This window comes from Pedobacter sp. GW456-11-11-14-TSB4, assembly GCF_059424425.1.
Genome location: NZ_JBWKZK010000001.1, coordinates 1,113,169 through 1,133,573 on the forward strand (window position 1 = coordinate 1,113,169; position 20,405 = coordinate 1,133,573).

Sequence of the window (20,405 nt, forward strand, 5' to 3'; positions counted from 1 at the left end):
ATGACGGAGTGTACGATTCCCGTTTTCACGGGAATGACGGAATAGTTTATAAATCCTCGCTAAATAAATCTAACCAGTTTGGATTATCTTTTTCTATCAAATTAATTTTCTAATCCCTATTCCACTTTTTTAACCTTTTTTCAATTCCAATAGCTTCTTCAATAGTGGAATACATTTGAAAATATACAAGTTTATAGCAATTGTATTTTGCAGTAAATGATTCACTATGAATTTTATTTCTATGTTCAATTATTCTTGAATATAAATCTGATGTCACTCCAACATAGAGGACAGTGTTATATACATTAGTTAAAATATATACACAGCCTCCTCTTTCCATGATTAATACAATTGATTTAACTAACTTGTTAACGAAATAATATTTTCAAAGGTCGTCATACCCAGCTTGACTGGGTATCGTAATGCTATAGTTAATACTTAAGTGTTACCTTTTTATCCCTTTACGATTCCCGCCTACGCGGGAATGACGGAGCTCAAATAAATCTTATAATTTACCCTTTAAAAGCATTCCAACCTTGGGCTTTTAGCTCATGCGAAACATTAGATTTACTGATCATATTACATCCTGAATTTTTATCAGTGATATGACCTATTATACTGATATCAACATCATTTTTCAGCTTTGCATAATCACTTTGTTTAATAGTGAATAACAACTCATAATCTTCGCCACCATTTAAAGCGCAAACCGTCGGATCTAAGCCTAATTCACGGGCAGTTTCATAAGTCATCGGGTCGATAGGAATTTTCTCTTCATACAAAGTACAACCTTTTTCAGATTGTGTACAGATGTGCAAAATTTCTGAAGCTAAACCATCAGAAACATCAATCATTGATGTTGGTTTGATCTTCATTTGAGCTAATAAATCAACAATATCTCTTCTTCCCTCTGGTTTCAATTGGCGTTCAATAATATAATCCTTGCCTTCTAAATCTGGCTGTAATTGAGGGTTTTCTAAAAAAATCAATTTCTCTCTTTCTAAAATTTGTAAACCTACGTAAGCACCACCCAAATCTCCAGAAACACATAATAAATCACCTTCTTCAGCACCATTTCTATAGCAAATATCTTCAGCTGCTGCATGACCAATACTAGTTACAGAAATTACCAAACCTTGCTTACTCGAAGAGGTATCTCCACCAATTAAATCGATGTTAAATTTATTACAAGCCAACTCAATTCCTTTATAAATTTCTTCAACAGCTTCTAATGGAAATTTACTCGAAATGCCTATAGAAACAGTTATTTGAGTAGCAATTCCGTTCATTGCATAAATATCACTTAAGTTAACCTGAACAGCTTTATACCCTAAATGCATCAATGGTACATAAGCCAAATCAAAGTGTATTCCTTCTAACAATAAATCGGTAGATATTAACACTTGATCTTTAAAATCTAATACGGCAGCATCATCACCTATGCCTTTTGCACTGGTTTCATGCTGTATTTTAAAGTTAGTTGTTAAGTGTTTTATTAAACCGAATTCTCCTAATTCTGATATCGCTGTGCGTTCTTTATTTTCAAACATAATTTTTATTTCTTTCGTCATGCTGAATTTATTTCAGCATCTTTTTAACAAAGCAGACCCTGAAATAAATTCAGGGTGACGGATGATTATTTACAACCCTAATCTTGCAGAAATTTCTAACATTCTTTCTATCGGTTTACGAGCTTCTACAATGATATTTTCTGGTACTGTAACCTCTGGTAAACCATTTTTTAAACACAGATACAGTTTCTCTAATGTATTTCTTTTCATGTAAGGGCAATCGTTACAAGCACAACTATTATTTGGAGGTGCCGGAATAAATGTTTTATTAGGGCATGCTTTTTCCATTTGGTGTATAATTCCACTTTCTGTAGCTACAATAAACTCTTTAGCATCATTGTTTATCGCATATTTTAGCAATCCAGTTGTACTTCCAATATAATCGGCCATTGTCAAAACAGCCTCTTCACATTCTGGATGTGCAATAAACTTAGCATTTGGATGGCGTTCTTTTAACTTGGTTATTTTCTCTCTAGAAAAAATTTCATGCACCATGCATGCACCATTCCACAATACCAAATCCCTACCTGTTTTTTTGGCTACCCAAGCACCTAAGTTTTTATCCGGACCAAAAATAATTTTCTGATCTTTCGGTAAGCTTTCCACAATTTGTACCGCATTTGTTGAAGTACAAACAATATCACTTAAAGCCTTCAGCTCTGCTGTACAATTTACATAGGTAATTACCAGGTGATCTGGATATTTTTCTTTAAACTTTTTAAACAGGTGAGGTGGACAACTATCAGCCAAAGAACAACCAGCCTTTAAATCTGGCAATAAAACTGTTTTTTGTGGAGATAAAATCTTCGCAGTTTCTGCCATAAAATGTACGCCTGCAAAAACGATAATGTCTGCATCAGTTTTAGCTGCTTCTTGAGATAAGCCTAAACTATCTCCAATATAATCTGCAATATCTTGTATATCAGGTTCTTGATAATAATGAGCTAATATTACAGCGTTTTTTTCTTTCTTTAATTTTTCAATTTCATCAAATAAATCTAGGGTAGGATCAATGTGCTCATCAACAAATCCCTTTTTATTTAATTCTTCTAAAACTTCTAATGTCATTATCAATTCTTTTTTATTGGCGGCTAACTTTTGTAAAGATACCGAGTTTCAACAGTACAATAGATTCTAATTATTTTATATTTAAAAGAATCTTATTACTTATTAAGGTGTTGGTATTGTGAGTAAGTTCTTAAATTTAATAGTGAAACATAAGTTATCACATACTTACCAACATTTTATATTCATTTTTATTTTAAAATTGGGTTGATTTACAACGTTATACTTTTTGCCTTATAAATTTATCAATATCAAAATGTGTATTGTTAGTTTTGTATCAAATAGTTGATAAACTATGCAAAGTTGCTTAAAAATAATGTAAAAGATTGTGTCAAATTACCTTTTTAGCTTAGCTTTAAACATTCAAAAATAGTTGTTAGTTTAATTTATACATTCTATTCACACTATTTAAGATGTTGTTAACATGTTGTTGATTTACGTTAAAATTAATGAGGAAAGCTGATTTTTTAGTTATAGGTTCTGGTATTGCTGGTTTGAGTTTCGCTTTAAAGGCTGCCCAGCATGGTAAAGTGCTAATTGTTACCAAATCTAACGAAGACGAATCTAATACAAAATATGCACAAGGTGGAGTTGCTGTTGTGGTAGATGAATCTGATTCTTTTGAAAAACATATAGAAGATACGTTGATAGCTGGCGATGGTTTATGTGATGAAAAAATTGTGGAAATTGTAGTAAAAGAGGGTCCACAAAGAATACAAGAGATTATAGATTACGGGATTAACTTTGATAGAACCAATGCTGGTGATTATGATTTAGCTAAAGAAGGCGGCCATTCGGAGCATAGAGTTTTGCACTTTAAGGATATAACCGGCTATGAGATTGAGCGTATTTTGCTAAAGCAAATTCATGCAAATCCGAACATCGAGATATTAACACATTACTTTTGTTTAGAGTTAATTACCCAACACCACCTTGGTAAACATGTTGATAAGAGTAGTGAAGATATTAACTGTTATGGTATATATGCCTTTAACACAGAGCTTAACGATGTGGAAAAGATTTTGGCAAATGTTACTTTAATGGCAAGTGGTGGTGCTGGTCATGTATATTCTAACACCACAAACCCAGTAATTGCCACAGGCGATGGAATGGCAATGGTATACAGAGCGAAAGGAAAAGTTAGGAATATGGAATTTATTCAGTTCCATCCAACAGCTTTATATCATCCTGGAGAGTATCCATCCTTTTTAATATCCGAAGCTGTGAGAGGTTTTGGAGGTGTATTAAGAAGAAGAAATGGTGAAGAATTTATGTACGAGTATGATGAGCGTGGATCATTAGCACCACGTGATATCGTAGCCCGTGCGGTTGATAATGAGATGAAAAAATCTGGTGATGATTTTGTTTATCTCGATATTACCATGAGAAATAAGGAAGATATTTTACAACATTTTCCTAACATTTATGCTAAATGTCTTTCTATTGGTATAGATATGACTAAAGATTTTATACCAGTTACACCTGCATCTCATTACATGTGTGGCGGTATTTTGGTTGATGAATATGGTAGATCTTCTATTAAAAATTTATATGCCTGCGGCGAAGTTTCTTCAACAGGTTTGCATGGAGCCAATAGATTAGCTTCAAATTCTTTACTAGAAGCTACAGTTTTTGCACATCGTATTTACTTATCAGCTTTAGAAAATTATAAAACAAATGTAATACCTGATGAGATTCCGGAGTGGAATGAGCAAGGTGTAACACAATCTAACGAAGAAATTCTGGTTACACATAACCTACGTGAAACTCAAAAAGTAATGAGTGATTATGTTGGTATTGTTCGATCTGATTTTAGATTAGACCGAGCAATGAGACGCTTGTTTTTGTTATATGAAGAGACTGAAGAATTTTATAAAAAGAATAAAGTTTCTGTTAAACTTTGCGAATTGCGTAATGTAATTCAAGTTGCTTATATGATCATTAAATCTGCCAAAGCCAGAAAAGAAAGTAGGGGATTACATTATACTACAGATTATCCAAAGCATCAAAATGAATTAATAGATACAATTATATAGTTGTCATCCTGAGCTTGTCGAAGGATTTGCTTTTGGATCTTCGACAAGCTCAGACTGACATGCACATTGACTCAGTACTCACAGCTCAATACAAAATAAAATGCCAATAATACTACCAGTTAAAGATATCCACCCAAAATGGGGAGAGAAATGTTTCATTGCACCTAATGCCACCATAGTTGGCGATGTTGTAATGGGCAATAATTGTTCTGTTTGGTTTAATGCTGTAATTAGGGGCGATGTAAACAGCATCACCATTGGTAATGATAGCAATATACAAGACGGAGCTGTGATCCATGCCACCTATTTAAAAGCTGCCACATTTATCGGTAATAGAGTTTCTGTTGGCCATAATGCAATAGTGCACGGTTGTGAGGTAAAAGATAATGTGTTAATAGGTATGGGTGCCATTGTGATGGACAATGCAATTGTAGAAGAGTATTGTATCATTGCAGCCGGTTCTGTTGTTTTAGAAAATACAATATGTGAAACAGGCTATCTATACGCTGGTACACCTGCAAAAAAAATAAAGCCCATTACTGAAGAGCAACGGGCTTTATTGAATAAGTTACCTGATAATTACATCATGTATTCAGGGTGGTTTAACAGCTAAATCACCTAAATAGGATTTGCTAGGAATTTAAGAATTCCCTTTAGGGGTTTGGGGTTTTAGGTATAATCATTTGCTCTCTTCTTTCAAAGTTTGCTCTAATAGAAAACTCTTTTGGCTCGTACCAAATTTGTTCTGGCTGTATGCCTTGAGCTATATTTCCAGTATCCCAAATTCCATTTTTATTGTCATCGTAAACAATGCGGGCATAGTAAATACCAGATTTATAATTTGCAAAAATTACTTGGCCACTTTTCAAAATCCGCTGACTACCAACAACAATATCCTTTTTTTCATTTACTAATTCTAAAATGTAGTTTTTAGTGGTATCAGGTACAGTAACATTGATGTATAAAGAACTGTAATTGTCAGCTTCATCTAGTTCAAAAGATTTAGTAATTTCTTTATTCTTAGCATTAAGCAATCCCGTAACTGCATTTTCTCCAATTTTAAGAATATATTTTTCTTTCTTCTTCCAAGGAAACGTTAAATAATAAGATAAAATATCTAAACTATCTTTTGTAAGGGTAAATCCTTTTCTAGGTATAGAATCTTCTAAAAGTGTTACTTTAGAAATATCTATATTTTCTATTGGGAAATTGAAGTTGAGTTTTAAATCTCTAAAGGGATTGAGCATGTTCCCAACCAAATTATCGCCAGCTTGTATGTTTCTAGTATACGTGTCTTTTTTTGCTCTAGTAAATTTTACTGTATCTAATCCTTTTCCATCATCAAATATGGCAACTTTAACCGAGTCGAATGATAAATCTTTAAGCCAAAGTTTGAGAGAATCGTTATTTTTGGTAAATCTCACAACTTTTCCTACATCAACGGCAGCAGGTTCAATTACTTTAATTTCAGGTTTGCGCAAACGCTGATTAAATTCCATGTTAATGCTACCGTCAGTATTCAATCTTCTATCAACAATTCTAAAATCTTTCGCTAACTCCTTAAATATTTTAAGTTTTAGGGTATCTATATTCTTATCTAAAACAAAAGGTTCTTTTATAAAGCCAATCTCATCAGTAAATTGCTGATAAATTTTATCTCCTCCAGTTTCTTTTAAAGCGTAAATCTTGTAAGTATCTTTTCTTAAATTTCTAAGTTTAAAGTTTCCGCTACTATCGGTTAAAGTAAAAAATGAAGGTTTCTTTTTTCCAAAGATGGTGTCTCTTGCTAAAGGTAATATAAATACCAAAGCATCTATTTCGTTTGCACCAGTTAATGCGTTTTTAACATTTCCACCAACAGTTAGCGAATCTAGGGTAGGACCAGTAGAGAAAACATAAGTAAAGTTTTTTATAAAGTTGCCTTCTGTAATATCTGCAATTGCTTTACCGAAGTTTAAAGTATAGGTTGTATTTTTTTCTAATGAATCTTGTAACTCAATTTCTAGCCTTCTTAGTTTAGCTTTTAAAATAGGTGGCTTTTCCATTTCTGGCGAAATAGAAAATTCTTTAAACTCATTTGCCAGTTTAATAAATTCATCAAAGTCGATTGTAATTTTGTTAGCTTTAAAATTTGTGCTTAAATCTTTGGGCTCCATTCTTAAAACCTTTGGTGGTGCTGTATCTTTTGGTCCACCTTGTGGCATTTGTATACTTGCGCAGCTATAAATTAAGCCTACCATTAATAATAGATAATAAAAATACCGTGTACTAAGCTGCCTTCTGTTTTTGTACATTTTTATTGTATGTATTTAATTTTATATTGTTTTTGATGATTATCATTAACAAAACGAAAAAACCGCTTAAATCGCTTAAAAATAAGTCAAATAAATTTATGTTTTAATTAATTGATAATCAAATATATAGAGCTTATTTTGTAATATGAACCATCAAAACAGAGATATCTGAAGGAGAAACACCTGAAATTCTTGATGCCTGACCTAAAGTTCTTGGTTTAATTTTTAATAGTTTTTCTCTAGCCTCTTTTGAAAGTGATAACAGCTTATTGTAGTCAAAATCTGGATTGATATTTTTATCTTCCATTTTTTGCATTTTATTTACAATCTCGTTTTCTTTTTCGAAATAGCTTTCATATTTTATTTTTATTTCAGCTTGCTCTACTGTTTCAACATCAAATTTATTAAGGAGATCATTAAAAGGTTTACTTACTTTTCTAATGTCTTCAATGCCAACTTGAGGTCTGCTCAATATATTAAATAATTTTACATTCTGATTTAAAGCAGCTGTACCTAAAGTTTCCAAAAGCTCATTAGCCTGGCTCATTTCTATACCTTGCTTTCTCGTAAATTCTACAATTGCATCAGAGTTGGCAATTTTTTCATTTACTAAAGCCAGTCGTTCATCATTAATTAAACCAAGTTTGTGCGCAATAGGGGAGAGCCTTATATCCGCATTGTCTTGACGCAATAATAATCTATGCTCTGCTCTCGATGTAAACATTCTATACGGCTCTTCTGTTCCTTTTGTTACCAAATCATCAATCAATACACCAATATATGATTCAGAGCGTTTCATAATCAATTCATGTTGATCAGTAACTTTCTGATGTGCGTTTATACCAGCTATAAAGCCCTGACTAGCAGCCTCTTCGTAACCTGTTGTGCCATTTATTTGCCCTGCAAAAAATAAATTACTAATTAATTTGGTTTCTAAAGTTAAAGTTAACTGGGTAGGTGGAAAATAATCATATTCTATTGCATAACCTGGTCTAAACATTTTAGCATTCTCAAATCCTGGAATTTGTGTTAAGGCTTTATATTGCACATCTTCTGGTAGGGAAGTAGAAAAACCATTTACATAGATCTCACAGGTATTCCATCCTTCAGGCTCTACAAAAATTTGGTGCCTTTCTCTTTCCGCAAAGCGATTTATTTTATCTTCAATGGATGGACAATATCTAGGCCCTAAACCTTTAATTCTGCCCGTGAACATTGGCGATTTTTCAAATCCTTCTTTTAATGTTTCATGAACATTTCCATTGGTATAGGTAATCCAGCAGCAACGTTGATCAGTCGGTCTCTCCACATTTGTATAAGAGAAACGCCCTGGATTTTCATCTCCCCATTGTTCTTCCATCAAACTGTAATTTAATGATCTTCCATCAACTCGGGGTGGAGTTCCGGTTTTCATCCTTCCTGCTTCAAAACCTAATTCGGTTAATTGTTCAGTTAAACCCGTTGCAGATTTCTCTCCAGTTCTTCCGCCTCCAAATTTTTTCTCACCGATATGGATAATACCATTTAAGAATGTTCCATTTGTGAGCACTACAGATTTGCCATAAATCTCAACACCAAGCGCAGTTTTAACACCAACAACGGTATTGTTTTTAATGATTAAACTACCTACCATTTCTTGCCAAAAGTCTACATTGGGTGTTGCCTCTAATGCCAATCTCCATTCTTCAGCAAATCTTTTTCTATCGTTTTGAGCTCTTGGGCTCCACATCGCTGGTCCTTTAGACTTATTGAGCATTCTAAACTGCAAAGTAGTTTTATCCGCTATAATACCAGAGTATCCACCCATAGCATCAATCTCTCTTACGATTTGACCTTTAGCAACACCGCCCATAGCCGGGTTGCAACTCATCTGCGCTATGGTCTCCATGTTCATGGTTATCAGTAGAACTGAAGAGCCTAAGTTTGCTGCGGCAGCTGCTGCTTCACAACCTGCGTGACCAGCACCGACAACTATTACATCGTATTCTCTAAACATTTTATTTAATTTGTTTCACGTGAAACGTTTATAAATCAATTTAAAATTCTTTTCAATCAGCTGTTGTTTCACGTGAAACCAGACTGATGTTTTTCTTTTTAACTAAGCTGTATATAGCAACTCGGCACCAAACGCCTTCTAAAAATACAAAAGGATAAAATTGAATCAACCATGATGCATAACCAGCAATTGCTGCTATAAATAAATTCAATAGACCGTAAATTTCACCTTCAGATTTAATTAATTTCAAACTCTGTGTAAAAAATGCAATTAATAAAAAACTCAAGACGACGGTAGGAATTAAGTGTGAAGGCTTCATTTTATGAATTTGTTTTGTCAGAGAGTTCAACCCAACGTTCCATGATCGTCTCCAGCTCACTGTTTAAGACTTCTATTTTCTCAGAAGTTTCTTGGATTTTTAAGTAATCAGTGGCCTCAATTGAGGTTAAAGATTTGGTTAATTCTTCAATTTCATTTTCTTTTTCTGCAACTCTTTCTTCAATTTCATCCAACTCTTTTTGCTCTTTAAATGATAATTTTTTTCCAGAGGATACAGATTTAGTCTCTTCTGCAATAGCCTTTTTATTAATTTGATTTTCTTTTGGAGTGTCTAAGCTAATGCGATATTCAGAATAATTTCCATTGTAGATACTCACATTTCCTTCACCTTCCATAATGAATAATTGCTCACTCATTTTATCAAGTAGATATCTATCGTGTGAAACTAAAATTAACACACCAGGGAAATTCTCTAAAAATTCTTCTAATACATTTAGCGTATCAATATCCAAATCATTGGTAGGCTCATCTAAAATTAAGAAGTTGGGATTTTGCATTAACACCTTCATCAAGTGCAAACGCTTCTTTTCGCCGCCGCTTAATTTCTCTACCATACCATGTTGTTTTTTAGGAGGGAAAAGAAATAATGTTAGTAGGGCAGAAGCAGAAATCGTTTGTCCGTCTGCCATTTTTATATATTCTGCATCAGATTTAACGATATCAATAACTCTTTCTTTTTCATTAAAAGCTAATCCACCTTGCTTATAATATCCGTAAACCGTGGTATCTCCAACGTCAACATTTCCTTTTTCTGGTTTTAAAAATCCGGTAATAATATTTAACAAAGTTGATTTACCAGTTCCATTTTTACCAGCTAAACCAATTCTATCTCCTCTTTTAAAAACGTAATTGAAATCGTTAATGATTTTTTTATCATCAAAGGTTTGCCCGATATGATTTAACTCTAAAATTTTATTTCCCTGACGAGACATCTTTACATTAAGCGTAACCTTTTGATTGTCAGAACGTTGTTTGGTTTTATCTTCTAAATCATAAAAAGCATTAACTCGAGATTGAGATTTCACTGTACGAGCAGCCGGCATGCGCCTCATCCATTCCAATTCTTTCTTCAATAGGTTTTTGTTCTTCTGAAAAGTACTCTCGTCTGAAGCTTCGCGTTCGCTTTTCTTTTCTAAGAAAAAGGCATAATTTCCATTGTAATTATAAATTTTTCCTCTGTCTAACTCAACAATCGTATTACAAACATTATCTAAAAAGTAGCGATCATGAGTAACTAAAAGAATGGTTTTATTACCAGATGTCAACAACTTTTCTAGCCACTCAATTGTATCAATATCTAAATGGTTGGTTGGCTCATCTAATACATAAATCTCTGGATCTTCGATTAACAATTTAGCCAAAGCCAGGCGTTTTTTCTGTCCACCAGAAAGTGTTGCAATTTTTTGTTGCAAATGATTGATGCCCATTCTGCTCAAAATCGTTTTGATTTCGTGCTCGTATTCCCAGGCATTATGCTCGCTTAGTTCTTCATATAAACGGTTTAATGTTTTCTCATCTGGATTAGGATCTTCAATCAATTCCTCGTATTCCTTAATCAGCTGTTGCTGCTTATTTTCTAAAGAGAAGATGAAATCACTTATCGAATAGCCATCCGGAAACGAAGGTTCTTGATCTAAAAAGCCGATTTTAACTGCTTTATTTTTTACAATTTTTCCTTCTAGCGGAGAAAAACGTTCGGCTAATAATTTTAAAAGGGTACTTTTACCAGCACCATTTATACCAACCAACGCTACGCGTTGACCAGGGTTAATGCCCAGTGTTAAATTTTTGAAAAGCCATTCATCATGGTATCCATGGCCTAAGCCTTCGGCTGCAATTAGTGTACTCAAAGTGTTTTTTAACGAATAATGTGTGAGAAAATTACTGCAAAAGTAAGGATTAAAATTTTGGTAACGGCGATAGGAGTAATTCCATGCAAAAGAATTACTTAAAAATTGCTAAATGAAAGTTGCCGATATCCTAATTCAAATTAAATTTCTCTTGTTTTACTTTAATTACATTAGAGGTAAACATGATAGAAACAATTAAAATACCAATAACCACAGCCAAAACCAATTGAATATTCGAATAAATATTGGTACCCGCGATGATGCTTTTGGATTCTTTAATCAATTCTTCTCCAACTTTGGTTTGAATTTTAGTTAAAGCTGTCAGATTTTCGAATATTTCTTGATATGATTTACTGGCTGCTTTATTAAACTCAAGTCGAGTTGCAGCAGTTGCATTACCGGGAATAATCACAATTTTAGCTTCTAATTTTTTGTTGGCTAGTAGTTTGCCTTTCAGTTGTATCAAATGGTTTTTCTCGTTTCTAACCAAAAATGTTTGTTCGTATTTCTTAAGCAGCGAATCAATAGTGTTATTGTGTTTAGTTAGTTTTTCATTCAAATTGTCATCAACCGTTGTTGCGTTTAAATGGTTATCAACCAGAAAACGTTTGGCATAAATGCTTTCAGAAATATAGAATAAATCGGTAGCCGGAATTAACCTATCGTTATACAAGGAAGCAAAGGCGTTACCCATTTTTTTAATGCTATGATCTTCTAAAACCCTAATTAAAATGGTACAAACCATGATGCAAAAAAGTAAAACAGCAACCTTGGTTTTTTGCTTAATCGAATGGGTAGATCTCATGTTTATTACATTTGGTTAACCGCAAATTAACCAAAGATATTTGATTTAACTAATAGTTAAATATGAGCTACAGGTAGATGGAATGAACACAGCTAAAAGGGTTTCAGTTAAAAATAAAAATCTGTATTGATCTGTGGTTTGAAACAGATTAGATTTATTGCTAAGTAGTGATTCATAACTAAAAAGTATAATCATAGCAAAAAATAAGCTCAAGTAAAAAGTGCTATAGAGCAAAAAAAAATGCAGACATCCATCTGCATTTTTAAACTAAAACTAAACTAAAATTTATGATGTGTTATGAATTTTAAAGTGCTACAAAATCATCTGATGCTGGTAAAGCAGGTGCATAAACGCTTGCTTTTGCTACCATAACATTATTTGATTTAATGCTTGTACTTTGTGCCACAAACTGATCCATGTTTACTTTTGCTACGCTACCTAAAACAGCATTTAAAGTTTCAGTAGTGCCGGCTAAAGTTAATTTTGCATTACCATTTACATTGGTATTTAAGCTAATTGTGCTGGTGTTTAATTGAGCTGTTGCGTTATCTTTTAAGTTAACCGATAAGTCAAGGCCAGTAAATTTTCCGAAGGTTTTTACACTAGCATCATTAGAAGCGGTAATTTCATTAATTTGAGCTGCATAAACCACAACCGTTAAGGTTTCTTTTTCGAAAGAGCTAATGCGCAACTCGCCATTTTTTTGTTGTACCAATGCGTTTTTAGCAAAATAGTTGTCGTAAACTTTTACGCTTTCATCTGCACTTTGTACTAAAATTAACTCAACATTTCCAGATACATTTATCTTGTTCACTTTTTTAACTTCGGCTAAAACCGTTACTTGTTGGTTATCTGTAGTTTTGTTTGCAAATGCAGAACCAGTAAATAATACACCTGTTAAAGTTAATGCTGCTGCTAAGTTTTTGATAGAATTTTTCATGATCTTTATATTTTAATGTTTTTAAATCGTTTGTTTTAAACCAATTATTTTAAGCTGGTTTCGAATATAAGACTGCGCCAAGCGCTAAAAGTTGCAGCGTAAATGCCTGTATTATACCTACATCATGTAACTGTCGACAAACGCCTGTAATATTTCGACAAACCCGATGTAATTTTTAGTCAGATAATCAAATGATTTTTGTTTTTAGAAGCGCAAAACCAGTTCAATTCATCAAATTTGTTCCTTTGTTTCGCTTGTACGCCTCGCTTCGTCGCTATGCTCCTTACTGCGGGGTGCCGCTTCACCAAGGGCTAAAAACAAACCGACTGCATCTATTTGCGGCATGAACCCACCGTTCATAATAAACCCGGTGGCAGCGGCATAAGACTTAATGTCATTAGGTTAATAATTTACATGACCTCAAAGAGGTCAAATGTTTATAGATATTTAACATTTCCGATGTTCGACCCCTTTGGGGTCGTATATAAAACACCTTATTAATGTTCTATAAACATTAAAACCCTCTGGATTTTAGCAAAATTCATGACATCCGGGCAGCGCTTCACCCCAGGACCAAGAACAAAGCGACTGCATCTATTGGCGTTTTGAACCTACTGTTCATAATAAACCCGATGGCAGCGACATAAACCGATTTATCGCTATCGTGTGGAAACATCTTTTTGATAGATTGCATGTTGGCAATTTGTTACATCTATTAATAAATTCACAAGCCTATACCAAGAACGATCGTCAATCCCCAGTGCCAGCCAAATCAAAAAAAACAGGAGTACCATAGAACAAATAGCAGTTCCAAACCTTTAATGCAGTGGTTTTGTGTTCGGGTTTGCAGATGCCTTTGATTTATTGCAAACGAACAAAACGAAGTGCCGCTGTTTTTTTGATGAGCGAAGGGTTGTGATAAGGCACATAGCGGGATTGACAAGCATTTTTGGTTACTTTTGATGCCTCAAAAGTAACATGCCCCGCGGCATAGAGCGAAAATGACCTAATAATTGTGTCCACATGATAGCTGGTTCATCGGGGATGTAGCGAACAATGGGAATTCAGACAGAAATTAATAGTTAACAATCATTTTAAGCTCTTACCTTAATGACATTGGAGTACCATTTATACCAGAGCTAAAAACCAAGCATCTGCATTTATTGGCGTTTTGAACTCACCATTCAATATAAACCCGGTGGCAGCGGCATACCCCGATTTATCGGGGATATAGCGAACAACGGGAATGCAGGCCGCCATTATTTGCTAACTATCATTTACAAAAAATTAAAAAATCATTTGTAAAGTGCCGTTAAACCATTTGATAAAAAAAATAGTCAGAAACAGATTAAGAATACAAATTAGATTTTACTTTTGCTTTGCATAAACCCCAACCACTATGAAGATTATTACTTCTTTAGCAACCATTTTGTTGCTTTCTTTTGCGCCTAAAATAGATGAGCCAACTCCGAAGAAAACACAGCTTTATGTGGCCAACTACGAAAACGTATTAGGTACATCACTCGAATTTAAGTTTACTACAACATCAACCGTACAAGCAGAAAAGGCAGAAGAAGCCGCTTTAAAAGAAATTGATAGATTGGCATTAATTCTTAGTGCTTATGATAGCAATAGCGAATTTAATAGCTGGATGAGGCAAGATTTGAACAAACCCGTAAAAGTTTCTGCAGAATTGTTTACTATGCTTAGCCTTTTTGAAGATTGGAGAATACGCAGCAATGGAGCTTTAAATGCTTCGGCAGCTGTAGCTAGTAAATTGTGGACAAATGCGGCAACTACAAATATTTTACCGTCGAAATTGCAAATTAAAGATGCGGTTAATGTAATGCAACAGCAGCATTATCAGTTAGATGAGGCAAACCTTACGGCAACAAGATTAACAAATGCACCATTGGTAATGAATACTTTTGCCAAAAGCTATATCGTAAATTTAGCTTGTGAGGCTGCTTTAAAGTCTGCAGATATTACTTCGGCAGTGGTAAACATTGGAGGAGATTTGGTGATTAAAGGCGATGTTAAAGATGCGGTTTATGTTACAAATCCTTTAGCAAATGCAGAAAATGATGCTCCATTAGCAAAGCTTTTGGTAAGTAATAAGGCTATTGCTACCAGTGGAAATTATAGACGAGGCAATCAAATTGGCAAGCAATGGTATTCTCATATTATTGATCCACGTACGGCAAAACCTGTTGAAAATGTAATTAGCGCCACAGTAATTGCCAATAACGCTACAGATGCAGGGGCTTTGGCAACAGCTTTTAACGTGCTAAATATAAATGAGGCAAAAGCATTAGCGGCAACAATTAACGGAGCTGAATATTTATTGATTACTAAAGAAGGCAAACAAATAGCAAGTACAAATTGGAAATCTTTTATTGATGCTGAAAAAACTATAGAAAAAACGCCTGAGCAGGCGATTATGGTGGGTTCAGAAAAAGCCTGGGACCCGAAGTTTGAGCTCAGTATTGGTTTTGAATTTAATAAAATTGAGGGCAATAGCCATCGTCCGTTTGCTGCAATTTGGGTAGAAAATGATAAAAAAGAAGCGGTTAGGAATTTAGCGTTATGGTTTAATAAAGCCAGATGGGTGCCTGATTTAAGAAATTGGTATAAAATTAACGGCGAAAAATTTAAAGCGGATAATAAAAATTATGCTTCGGTTACAGGCGCAACACGTAATCCGGGTAAGTATACTATAAAATGGGATGGTAAAAATGACAAAGGAGATTATGTAGCTCAAGGTGTTTATACTATTAATATAGAAACATCTAAAGAGCACGGTACCGATGAAATTTTGCGTCAGCAGATGGAGTTTAAAAAGGCAGCAAGAAAGGTATCAAATAAAGGGAATGTAGAAATCTCTAATGTAACATTCGATTTTCGTAAAAAATAAATGGCTGTGATTGCTCATAAAAAACCTGTTAAAGCAAATAATCCTAAAAAGGAAGTAGCCAAACTTTCGCGTTGGTTACACATCTACCTTTCAATGGTAAGTTTTGCCATTGTGCTGTTTTTTTCTGTTACGGGTTTGACTTTAAATCACCCAAGTTGGTTTGGTGGCGATAAACAAGTTGAAAGCAAATATAATGGTGAGCTTAATGCAAATTGGGTAAATAACCCTGATACAACCAAGGTTGCGAAGCTAGAAATTGTAGAATTTTTTAGGAAGAAACATAATGCTAAAGGCTTCGTAAGCGAGATTAGAATTGATGATGCTGAAATTAGCGTATCGCTAAAAGGACCAGCTTATGGTTTTGATGCTTTTATTGATAGAACAAACGGAAAATACGAAGCTTCGGAAATTAAAATGGGTGCTGTTGCTGTAATGAACGATTTGCACAAAGGCCGCGATTCTGGCTCAGGTTGGGCTTGGGTAATAGATATTTCAGCCATATTTTTAATCTTAGTTTCACTAAGCGGATTGATTTTGCTGCTTTTTATGAAAAAGAGAAGGGTAGCGGGATTGGTAAGCGGAGTAATCGGGTTGATTATTTGTTACCTGATTTACGTAATTTTTGTGCCCTAATCAATTCTCACGTCATCTCGAAGAAGGAACGACTGAGAGATCGGTATTGCCATTGCATTTTAGACGAGCTTTTTTAATGCTGTTTTATGTTGAACAGACCCTGAAATGAATTCAGGGTGACGAATGTGTTAAATCAAAAATCCAGCTTTGCCAAATAAAAATCTTCCTTCTCTGTCATTAAATTTTTAGCTTTTTTAGTTTTGTCTTTGTAGCCAAGCAAATGCAAAGTTCCGTGAATAATTACTCTGCAAAGTTCACTTAGCGTAGCTGATTTAAAATTGGCAGCGTTTTCTTTAATTCTATCAATGCTGATAAAAATATCACCTACAATCGTTTTAAGCTCCTCTGAGTTATCGAAAGTGATTACGTCGGTATAATCGTCGTGTTGTAAGAAATCTTGGTTTATACGCAGCAAATAATCGTCAGAACATAAAATGAAGTTGAGTTCCTGCAATTGATACCCTTCTTCGGTAATTGTAGCTTCAATCCATTTTTTGATAATGGTTTTATGCTTTAACGTGTACGTGATGTCTTCGGTAAAAAAATTGATGCGGCCCATTTTATAAAAGTTTTGTCATTCAGAGCGCAGCGAAGAATCTTTAAAAAGAGATTCCTCACAAGTTCGGAATGACAATGAGTTATTTATTTGGCGAATTTAGCAATTTAAAATATTCGGCAATTTTGTTTTTGTAGTAATAATTTAAACTAGGCGGCAACTTCTGTATCAACTCGCTTTCGCTCTGTTGTTCTTTTTTAAATTTCTCAAACAACTGTTTGTAAGATGGTGGAAACTCTTTAGCAGCATTACTTTCTCTTTTCGAATCTTCATCTTGCTCACGTTGTGCTTTATCTGCATCAAGTAACTTGGTATTTAAATCTTTTTGGCGGTTCAAAACTTCATCGTTAATGCGTTTGTTTACCAAATCATTTTCCGTTTTTTTCATTTCTTCGGCCAATTGATTTAGGTTACCCATTGAACCTTTTCCATCTTTATTCTCTTGAGAATTGATTTTTTGCAAAGCCTCTCTAATCATTTGCTGTTGTTGAGCCATTTTAGCAAATTCTTGGCTCATTTGTCCTTTGGGTACAGTGCCCATATTGCCTTCCTTTTGCATTTTATCTCTAGCATTTTGCATCCGCTGATTAAGCTGTTCTTGCATTTGCTGTAAGTCTTTCATGCTTTGCTTGCCCTTTTTACCTTTGCCAGCTTTGGCATTTTTTTGTGCGTTTTGCATTTGCTCTAAAGCTTCATTCATCATTAAGGCTAAATTGTTTAATGATGTCATGGCAAATTGTTGCGAACGGTTAGCCTCTGCAGTTCTTCTATCGCCCAAAAAATCAATCGCTTTGTTAATGTTAAAGTTGATTTTTTCTACTTCTGCATTAACCGTACTTTCTATTTGCGGTACTCGTTTACTCAATGAAAACAAACTATCGGCAATGGTTTTCATATTGTCTTTTATGGTGTTTTGCTGTTGCACGTTCGGTACATAAGCAGGGTCGTTATTGGCCATTCTGCGTAAAGCCAACATCACTTTCTCTTGCTCAAAAGAGGTGCTCAACAAGTTCTCCAATAACCTACGCAACTCCTCGGCGTTGGTTTTAGATTCTTCTTCTTCACCTTGCTGTTGGTTCTGTTTCATTTTTTGAGCAAGCTGCTGCATTTGCTCACCTGCTTTTTGCTGTTTTTGGGCAGCTTTTTGTTTATCGTTTTTATTTAGCTCTTCTTTACTTTCTTGCTGGTTTTTTTCAATTTCCTTACTTTCTTCCTCCGGATTTTTAAAGTCGTTAGGCTTTTCTAATTGTTCATTCTTTTCTTCAAGCTTAGCCAATTCTTTTTGCAGATCCTTAAAATCCTTATTGAGTTGATCTTGTTTGTTTTTAATATCGTTTAAAGCTGCATTTTTGTCTTTACTTTGTTTGCTTAGCTCTTGCTGTTGCTTAGCCATTTCTTCTAAACGATCTATTTTATTCTGCAGGTTTTGCTCAAACTCTAACTGTTTGTAAAGCTCCAAAATTCGGTCGAGTTCATTTTTTAAGGTTTTATTGTCCATTTGCATTTTAGACAATTCTTCTTTTGTTAAATCCTTATTATTCTGCTCCATCAATTGCTGCAGTTTTTTTAATAAGTCTTTAGTTTTTTCATCCAAAACGTTATTAAACAAATCATCAATTTGCTTTTGTTTTTCCTTCAACTCATCGTTTAAGGTATTGTTCTCTTGCTTTTGGAGGTTGTTTTTATTGTTTTGGTCCTTAATGTCTTTTACTGCGTTTTCTAATTCTTTCTGCTTTTCTAAAAGTTGCTCAATTTGTTTTTTGTCCTCGAAAGTAAGTTGCTTCTTATCAAGCAAATCTTGCGTTAGTTTCTTGCTGTCCTTTTCAATTTTTTGAGCCAGTTTTATGGTAGCGTCCATCTTTTTCTTTAAAGCTTCGCTGCCTTCGGCTAATTTTTCGGCTAATTGTTGTTGTGTTGGTACCTGATAAGTTTTAACTTCAGAACGAGCTACTTTTGCCCCATTTACACCATCGTTATCTGCTACTTCGAAAAAATATTCTACAACCTGCCCAGGCTTAATGCTCAGTTCGTTTAAATTCCAGAGGTGAAAAAACGAATTTTCTACCACATTATTTTTGATGGTGATATTTGTGCTTTGCTGCGCAATCAGCTTACCATCTTGTTTAATATTGTATTTAAATTTTAAAGAAGAAAAGCCATAATCATCAGCTATGCTTCCAGAAAAATATAAAGCCTTTGCGCTCAAAGAGTCCGCGGTTTCTACAACACTTATACTTGGAAACTGATCCTTAATTACCGCTATTTGATGGGTTAAGGAATCTCTATTGCTTACCGCACTATTTTTAGGTACAACCCTGTAGTTGCTATTGTTTTTTAGGGTTGATGTAAAACTAGCCACATCATTTTCTACTTGTAAATTGTGGGTCTGGTTTTGAAGAATAAAGGCAAGGCTCTCGCTATTTTCGGTTTTAAACTCCCAAGTTATTTTAGTTCCTTCCGGGATTAATAAATCGCCCACATTATTTATAACTTCATTTTTTCTGTTTAAATAACCAGGGTAAATAACTTTTGCTGTAATGTTTAACAATGATGGACGAGGTTTTACATCAACCAGAAATGTTGCAGAATTAAAGCCACCACCAATAAAACGTAATGATTTATTTTTTTGGATGTTTTTAAATGTATAGGTAAAACGACTGATATTTTCTTTCTCTAATTTGTAGCTATTTGCACCATCTTCTATATAAATATCTTGTGGAAACTCATCGCCAGTTAAGGCTAAATTCAAGGTTAAATCATCGCCCTGCGTTACAGTTAAATTTTTATTTAAAACTTTAAACTGAAATGGGGCTTTTGGTAAAATTTCTTCGTTGTATTTAATAAAACTATTGGTGCCTTCTTTTAAAATGGTAGGCGCAATTAAGCCAATCAGCAATATGATGGCTAATGGAAATAATATGTACTTGATGTGTTTTTTATTCTCTTTTAAATTGATGGCGTTCGAGAAAGGAATTGGTCTTAAATCTCCAATCTTTTGGTCTATTCCTGCTAAAATTAAAGCGCTATTTTGCGGAGAAACATCAGCCAATGCTTTTAATTGAAGTGTGTTAAGCAACCTATCTTTTACATTAAAAAAATGATTGCCAATAAGCACCGAAGCTTGCTCAACACTTATGGTTTTACCCAGTTTAAAGTAAGATAGTGCTGGTTTAACTATCCAAAAAGCGATTGCCGTTATTGAAATTAACAGAAAGGCAAAAAACAACAAAGTTTTAGTGGTAACACTAGGGTAGGTATAATAAATTACAACAAACAAAACCAGATACAAACCTAAAATAGTTGCCGCAGCATAAATGCTTCCACGCAAAAGTTTATTAAGGTAAAACTTCTGCGTAAATTCATTAATCTTGGCAATTAAAAGGTCGTAGTTGCTACCCATGTTAAG

General features: G+C 34.2%; 15 protein-coding genes. 4 read left to right on the forward strand and 11 right to left on the reverse strand.

The features are described from left to right. Positions 1-109 precede the first annotated feature (109 nt). The 3 genes from AC07XU_RS05000 to nadA all read right to left on the reverse strand — a co-directional run bounded on the left by AC07XU_RS05000 (position 110) and on the right by nadA (position 2,639). Positions 110-340: a GIY-YIG nuclease family protein gene (locus AC07XU_RS05000; protein ID WP_494942520.1), complete on the reverse strand. Its 231-nt coding sequence runs from the start codon at positions 338-340 to the stop codon at positions 110-112. Positions 341-512: 172 nt separating this feature from the next. After that, positions 513-1,550: a thiamine-phosphate kinase gene (thiL, locus tag AC07XU_RS05005; RefSeq protein ID WP_494942993.1), complete on the reverse strand. Its 1,038-nt coding sequence runs from the start codon at positions 1,548-1,550 to the stop codon at positions 513-515. A 90-nt stretch (positions 1,551-1,640) separates the two neighbouring features. Beyond that, entirely contained in the window at positions 1,641-2,639 is a 999-nt protein-coding gene (gene nadA / locus AC07XU_RS05010) for a quinolinate synthase NadA (protein ID WP_494942521.1), read from the reverse strand. A 446-nt stretch (positions 2,640-3,085) separates the two neighbouring features. Between nadA and nadB the strand changes: the two genes are divergently transcribed. Then, positions 3,086-4,672 (forward strand): L-aspartate oxidase, encoded by a 1,587-nt coding sequence (gene nadB / locus AC07XU_RS05015; protein ID WP_494942522.1) that lies wholly within the window; start codon positions 3,086-3,088, stop codon positions 4,670-4,672. A gap of 100 nt (positions 4,673-4,772) precedes the next feature. Further along, the gene (locus AC07XU_RS05020; protein ID WP_494942523.1) at positions 4,773-5,285 is read left to right on the forward strand and encodes a gamma carbonic anhydrase family protein; all 513 of its coding nucleotides are present in this window, start codon (positions 4,773-4,775) and stop codon (positions 5,283-5,285) included. Positions 5,286-5,325: 40 nt separating this feature from the next. On the opposite strand, the gene AC07XU_RS05025 is transcribed toward AC07XU_RS05020, so the two are convergent. The 6 genes from AC07XU_RS05025 to AC07XU_RS05050 form a co-directional block, all read right to left on the reverse strand. Further along, positions 5,326-6,966, reverse strand: a complete 1,641-nt coding sequence (locus tag AC07XU_RS05025) for an Ig-like domain-containing domain (RefSeq protein ID WP_494942524.1) — start codon at positions 6,964-6,966, stop codon at positions 5,326-5,328. Between the two features lie 133 nt (positions 6,967-7,099). Beyond that, on the reverse strand, positions 7,100-8,962 hold the full coding sequence (gene mnmG / locus AC07XU_RS05030; RefSeq protein ID WP_494942525.1) for a tRNA uridine-5-carboxymethylaminomethyl(34) synthesis enzyme MnmG: 1,863 nt from the start codon (positions 8,960-8,962) through the stop codon (positions 7,100-7,102). 52 nt (positions 8,963-9,014) lie between these two features. Then, positions 9,015-9,248: a CBU_0592 family membrane protein gene (locus tag AC07XU_RS05035; protein WP_494942526.1), complete on the reverse strand. Its 234-nt coding sequence runs from the start codon at positions 9,246-9,248 to the stop codon at positions 9,015-9,017. A 34-nt stretch (positions 9,249-9,282) separates the two neighbouring features. After that, the gene (locus AC07XU_RS05040) at positions 9,283-11,151 is read right to left on the reverse strand and encodes an ABC-F family ATP-binding cassette domain-containing protein (RefSeq protein WP_494942527.1); all 1,869 of its coding nucleotides are present in this window, start codon (positions 11,149-11,151) and stop codon (positions 9,283-9,285) included. Positions 11,152-11,281: 130 nt separating this feature from the next. After that, positions 11,282-11,956, reverse strand: coding sequence for an MCP four helix bundle domain-containing protein (locus AC07XU_RS05045; RefSeq protein WP_494942528.1), 675 nt, complete (start codon positions 11,954-11,956; stop codon positions 11,282-11,284). A gap of 304 nt (positions 11,957-12,260) precedes the next feature. Next, positions 12,261-12,896 (reverse strand): GIN domain-containing protein, encoded by a 636-nt coding sequence (locus AC07XU_RS05050; protein WP_494942529.1) that lies wholly within the window; start codon positions 12,894-12,896, stop codon positions 12,261-12,263. Between the two features lie 1,399 nt (positions 12,897-14,295). Between AC07XU_RS05050 and AC07XU_RS05055 the strand changes: the two genes are divergently transcribed. Next, a complete protein-coding gene (locus AC07XU_RS05055) occupies positions 14,296-15,810 on the forward strand; it encodes a DUF2271 domain-containing protein (RefSeq protein WP_494942530.1) in 1,515 nt (504 codons plus the stop codon). Beyond that, positions 15,811-16,443 (forward strand): PepSY-associated TM helix domain-containing protein, encoded by a 633-nt coding sequence (locus AC07XU_RS05060; protein ID WP_494942531.1) that lies wholly within the window; start codon positions 15,811-15,813, stop codon positions 16,441-16,443. A 133-nt stretch (positions 16,444-16,576) separates the two neighbouring features. Here AC07XU_RS05060 and ybeY read toward each other — a convergent pair whose 3' ends face one another. Both ybeY and AC07XU_RS05070 read right to left on the reverse strand, forming a co-directional pair. After that, entirely contained in the window at positions 16,577-17,002 is a 426-nt protein-coding gene (gene ybeY, locus AC07XU_RS05065; protein WP_494942532.1) for an rRNA maturation RNase YbeY, read from the reverse strand. 79 nt (positions 17,003-17,081) lie between these two features. Continuing rightward, positions 17,082-20,399 (reverse strand): DUF4175 family protein, encoded by a 3,318-nt coding sequence (locus AC07XU_RS05070; protein ID WP_494942533.1) that lies wholly within the window; start codon positions 20,397-20,399, stop codon positions 17,082-17,084. Positions 20,400-20,405: the final 6 nt, after the last annotated feature.

What these genes read in the sequence shown, in the direction of transcription:
- AC07XU_RS05020 (WP_494942523.1), top strand. Translation starts at nt 4,773, where the DNA reads ATGCCAATAATACTACCAGTTAAAGATATCCACCCAAAATGGGGAGAG.
- AC07XU_RS05000 (WP_494942520.1), bottom strand. Translation starts at nt 340, where the DNA reads ATGGAAAGAGGAGGCTGTGTATATATTTTAACTAATGTATATAACACT.
- AC07XU_RS05060 (WP_494942531.1), top strand. Translation starts at nt 15,811, where the DNA reads ATGGCTGTGATTGCTCATAAAAAACCTGTTAAAGCAAATAATCCTAAA.
- AC07XU_RS05055 (WP_494942530.1), top strand. Translation starts at nt 14,296, where the DNA reads ATGAAGATTATTACTTCTTTAGCAACCATTTTGTTGCTTTCTTTTGCG.
- AC07XU_RS05070 (WP_494942533.1), bottom strand. Translation starts at nt 20,399, where the DNA reads ATGGGTAGCAACTACGACCTTTTAATTGCCAAGATTAATGAATTTACG.
- ybeY (WP_494942532.1), bottom strand. Translation starts at nt 17,002, where the DNA reads ATGGGCCGCATCAATTTTTTTACCGAAGACATCACGTACACGTTAAAG.
- AC07XU_RS05025 (WP_494942524.1), bottom strand. Translation starts at nt 6,966, where the DNA reads ATGTACAAAAACAGAAGGCAGCTTAGTACACGGTATTTTTATTATCTA.
- nadA (WP_494942521.1), bottom strand. Translation starts at nt 2,639, where the DNA reads ATGACATTAGAAGTTTTAGAAGAATTAAATAAAAAGGGATTTGTTGAT.
- mnmG (WP_494942525.1), bottom strand. Translation starts at nt 8,962, where the DNA reads ATGTTTAGAGAATACGATGTAATAGTTGTCGGTGCTGGTCACGCAGGT.
- AC07XU_RS05050 (WP_494942529.1), bottom strand. Translation starts at nt 12,896, where the DNA reads ATGAAAAATTCTATCAAAAACTTAGCAGCAGCATTAACTTTAACAGGT.
- AC07XU_RS05045 (WP_494942528.1), bottom strand. Translation starts at nt 11,956, where the DNA reads ATGAGATCTACCCATTCGATTAAGCAAAAAACCAAGGTTGCTGTTTTA.
- nadB (WP_494942522.1), top strand. Translation starts at nt 3,086, where the DNA reads ATGAGGAAAGCTGATTTTTTAGTTATAGGTTCTGGTATTGCTGGTTTG.
- thiL (WP_494942993.1), bottom strand. Translation starts at nt 1,550, where the DNA reads ATGTTTGAAAATAAAGAACGCACAGCGATATCAGAATTAGGAGAATTC.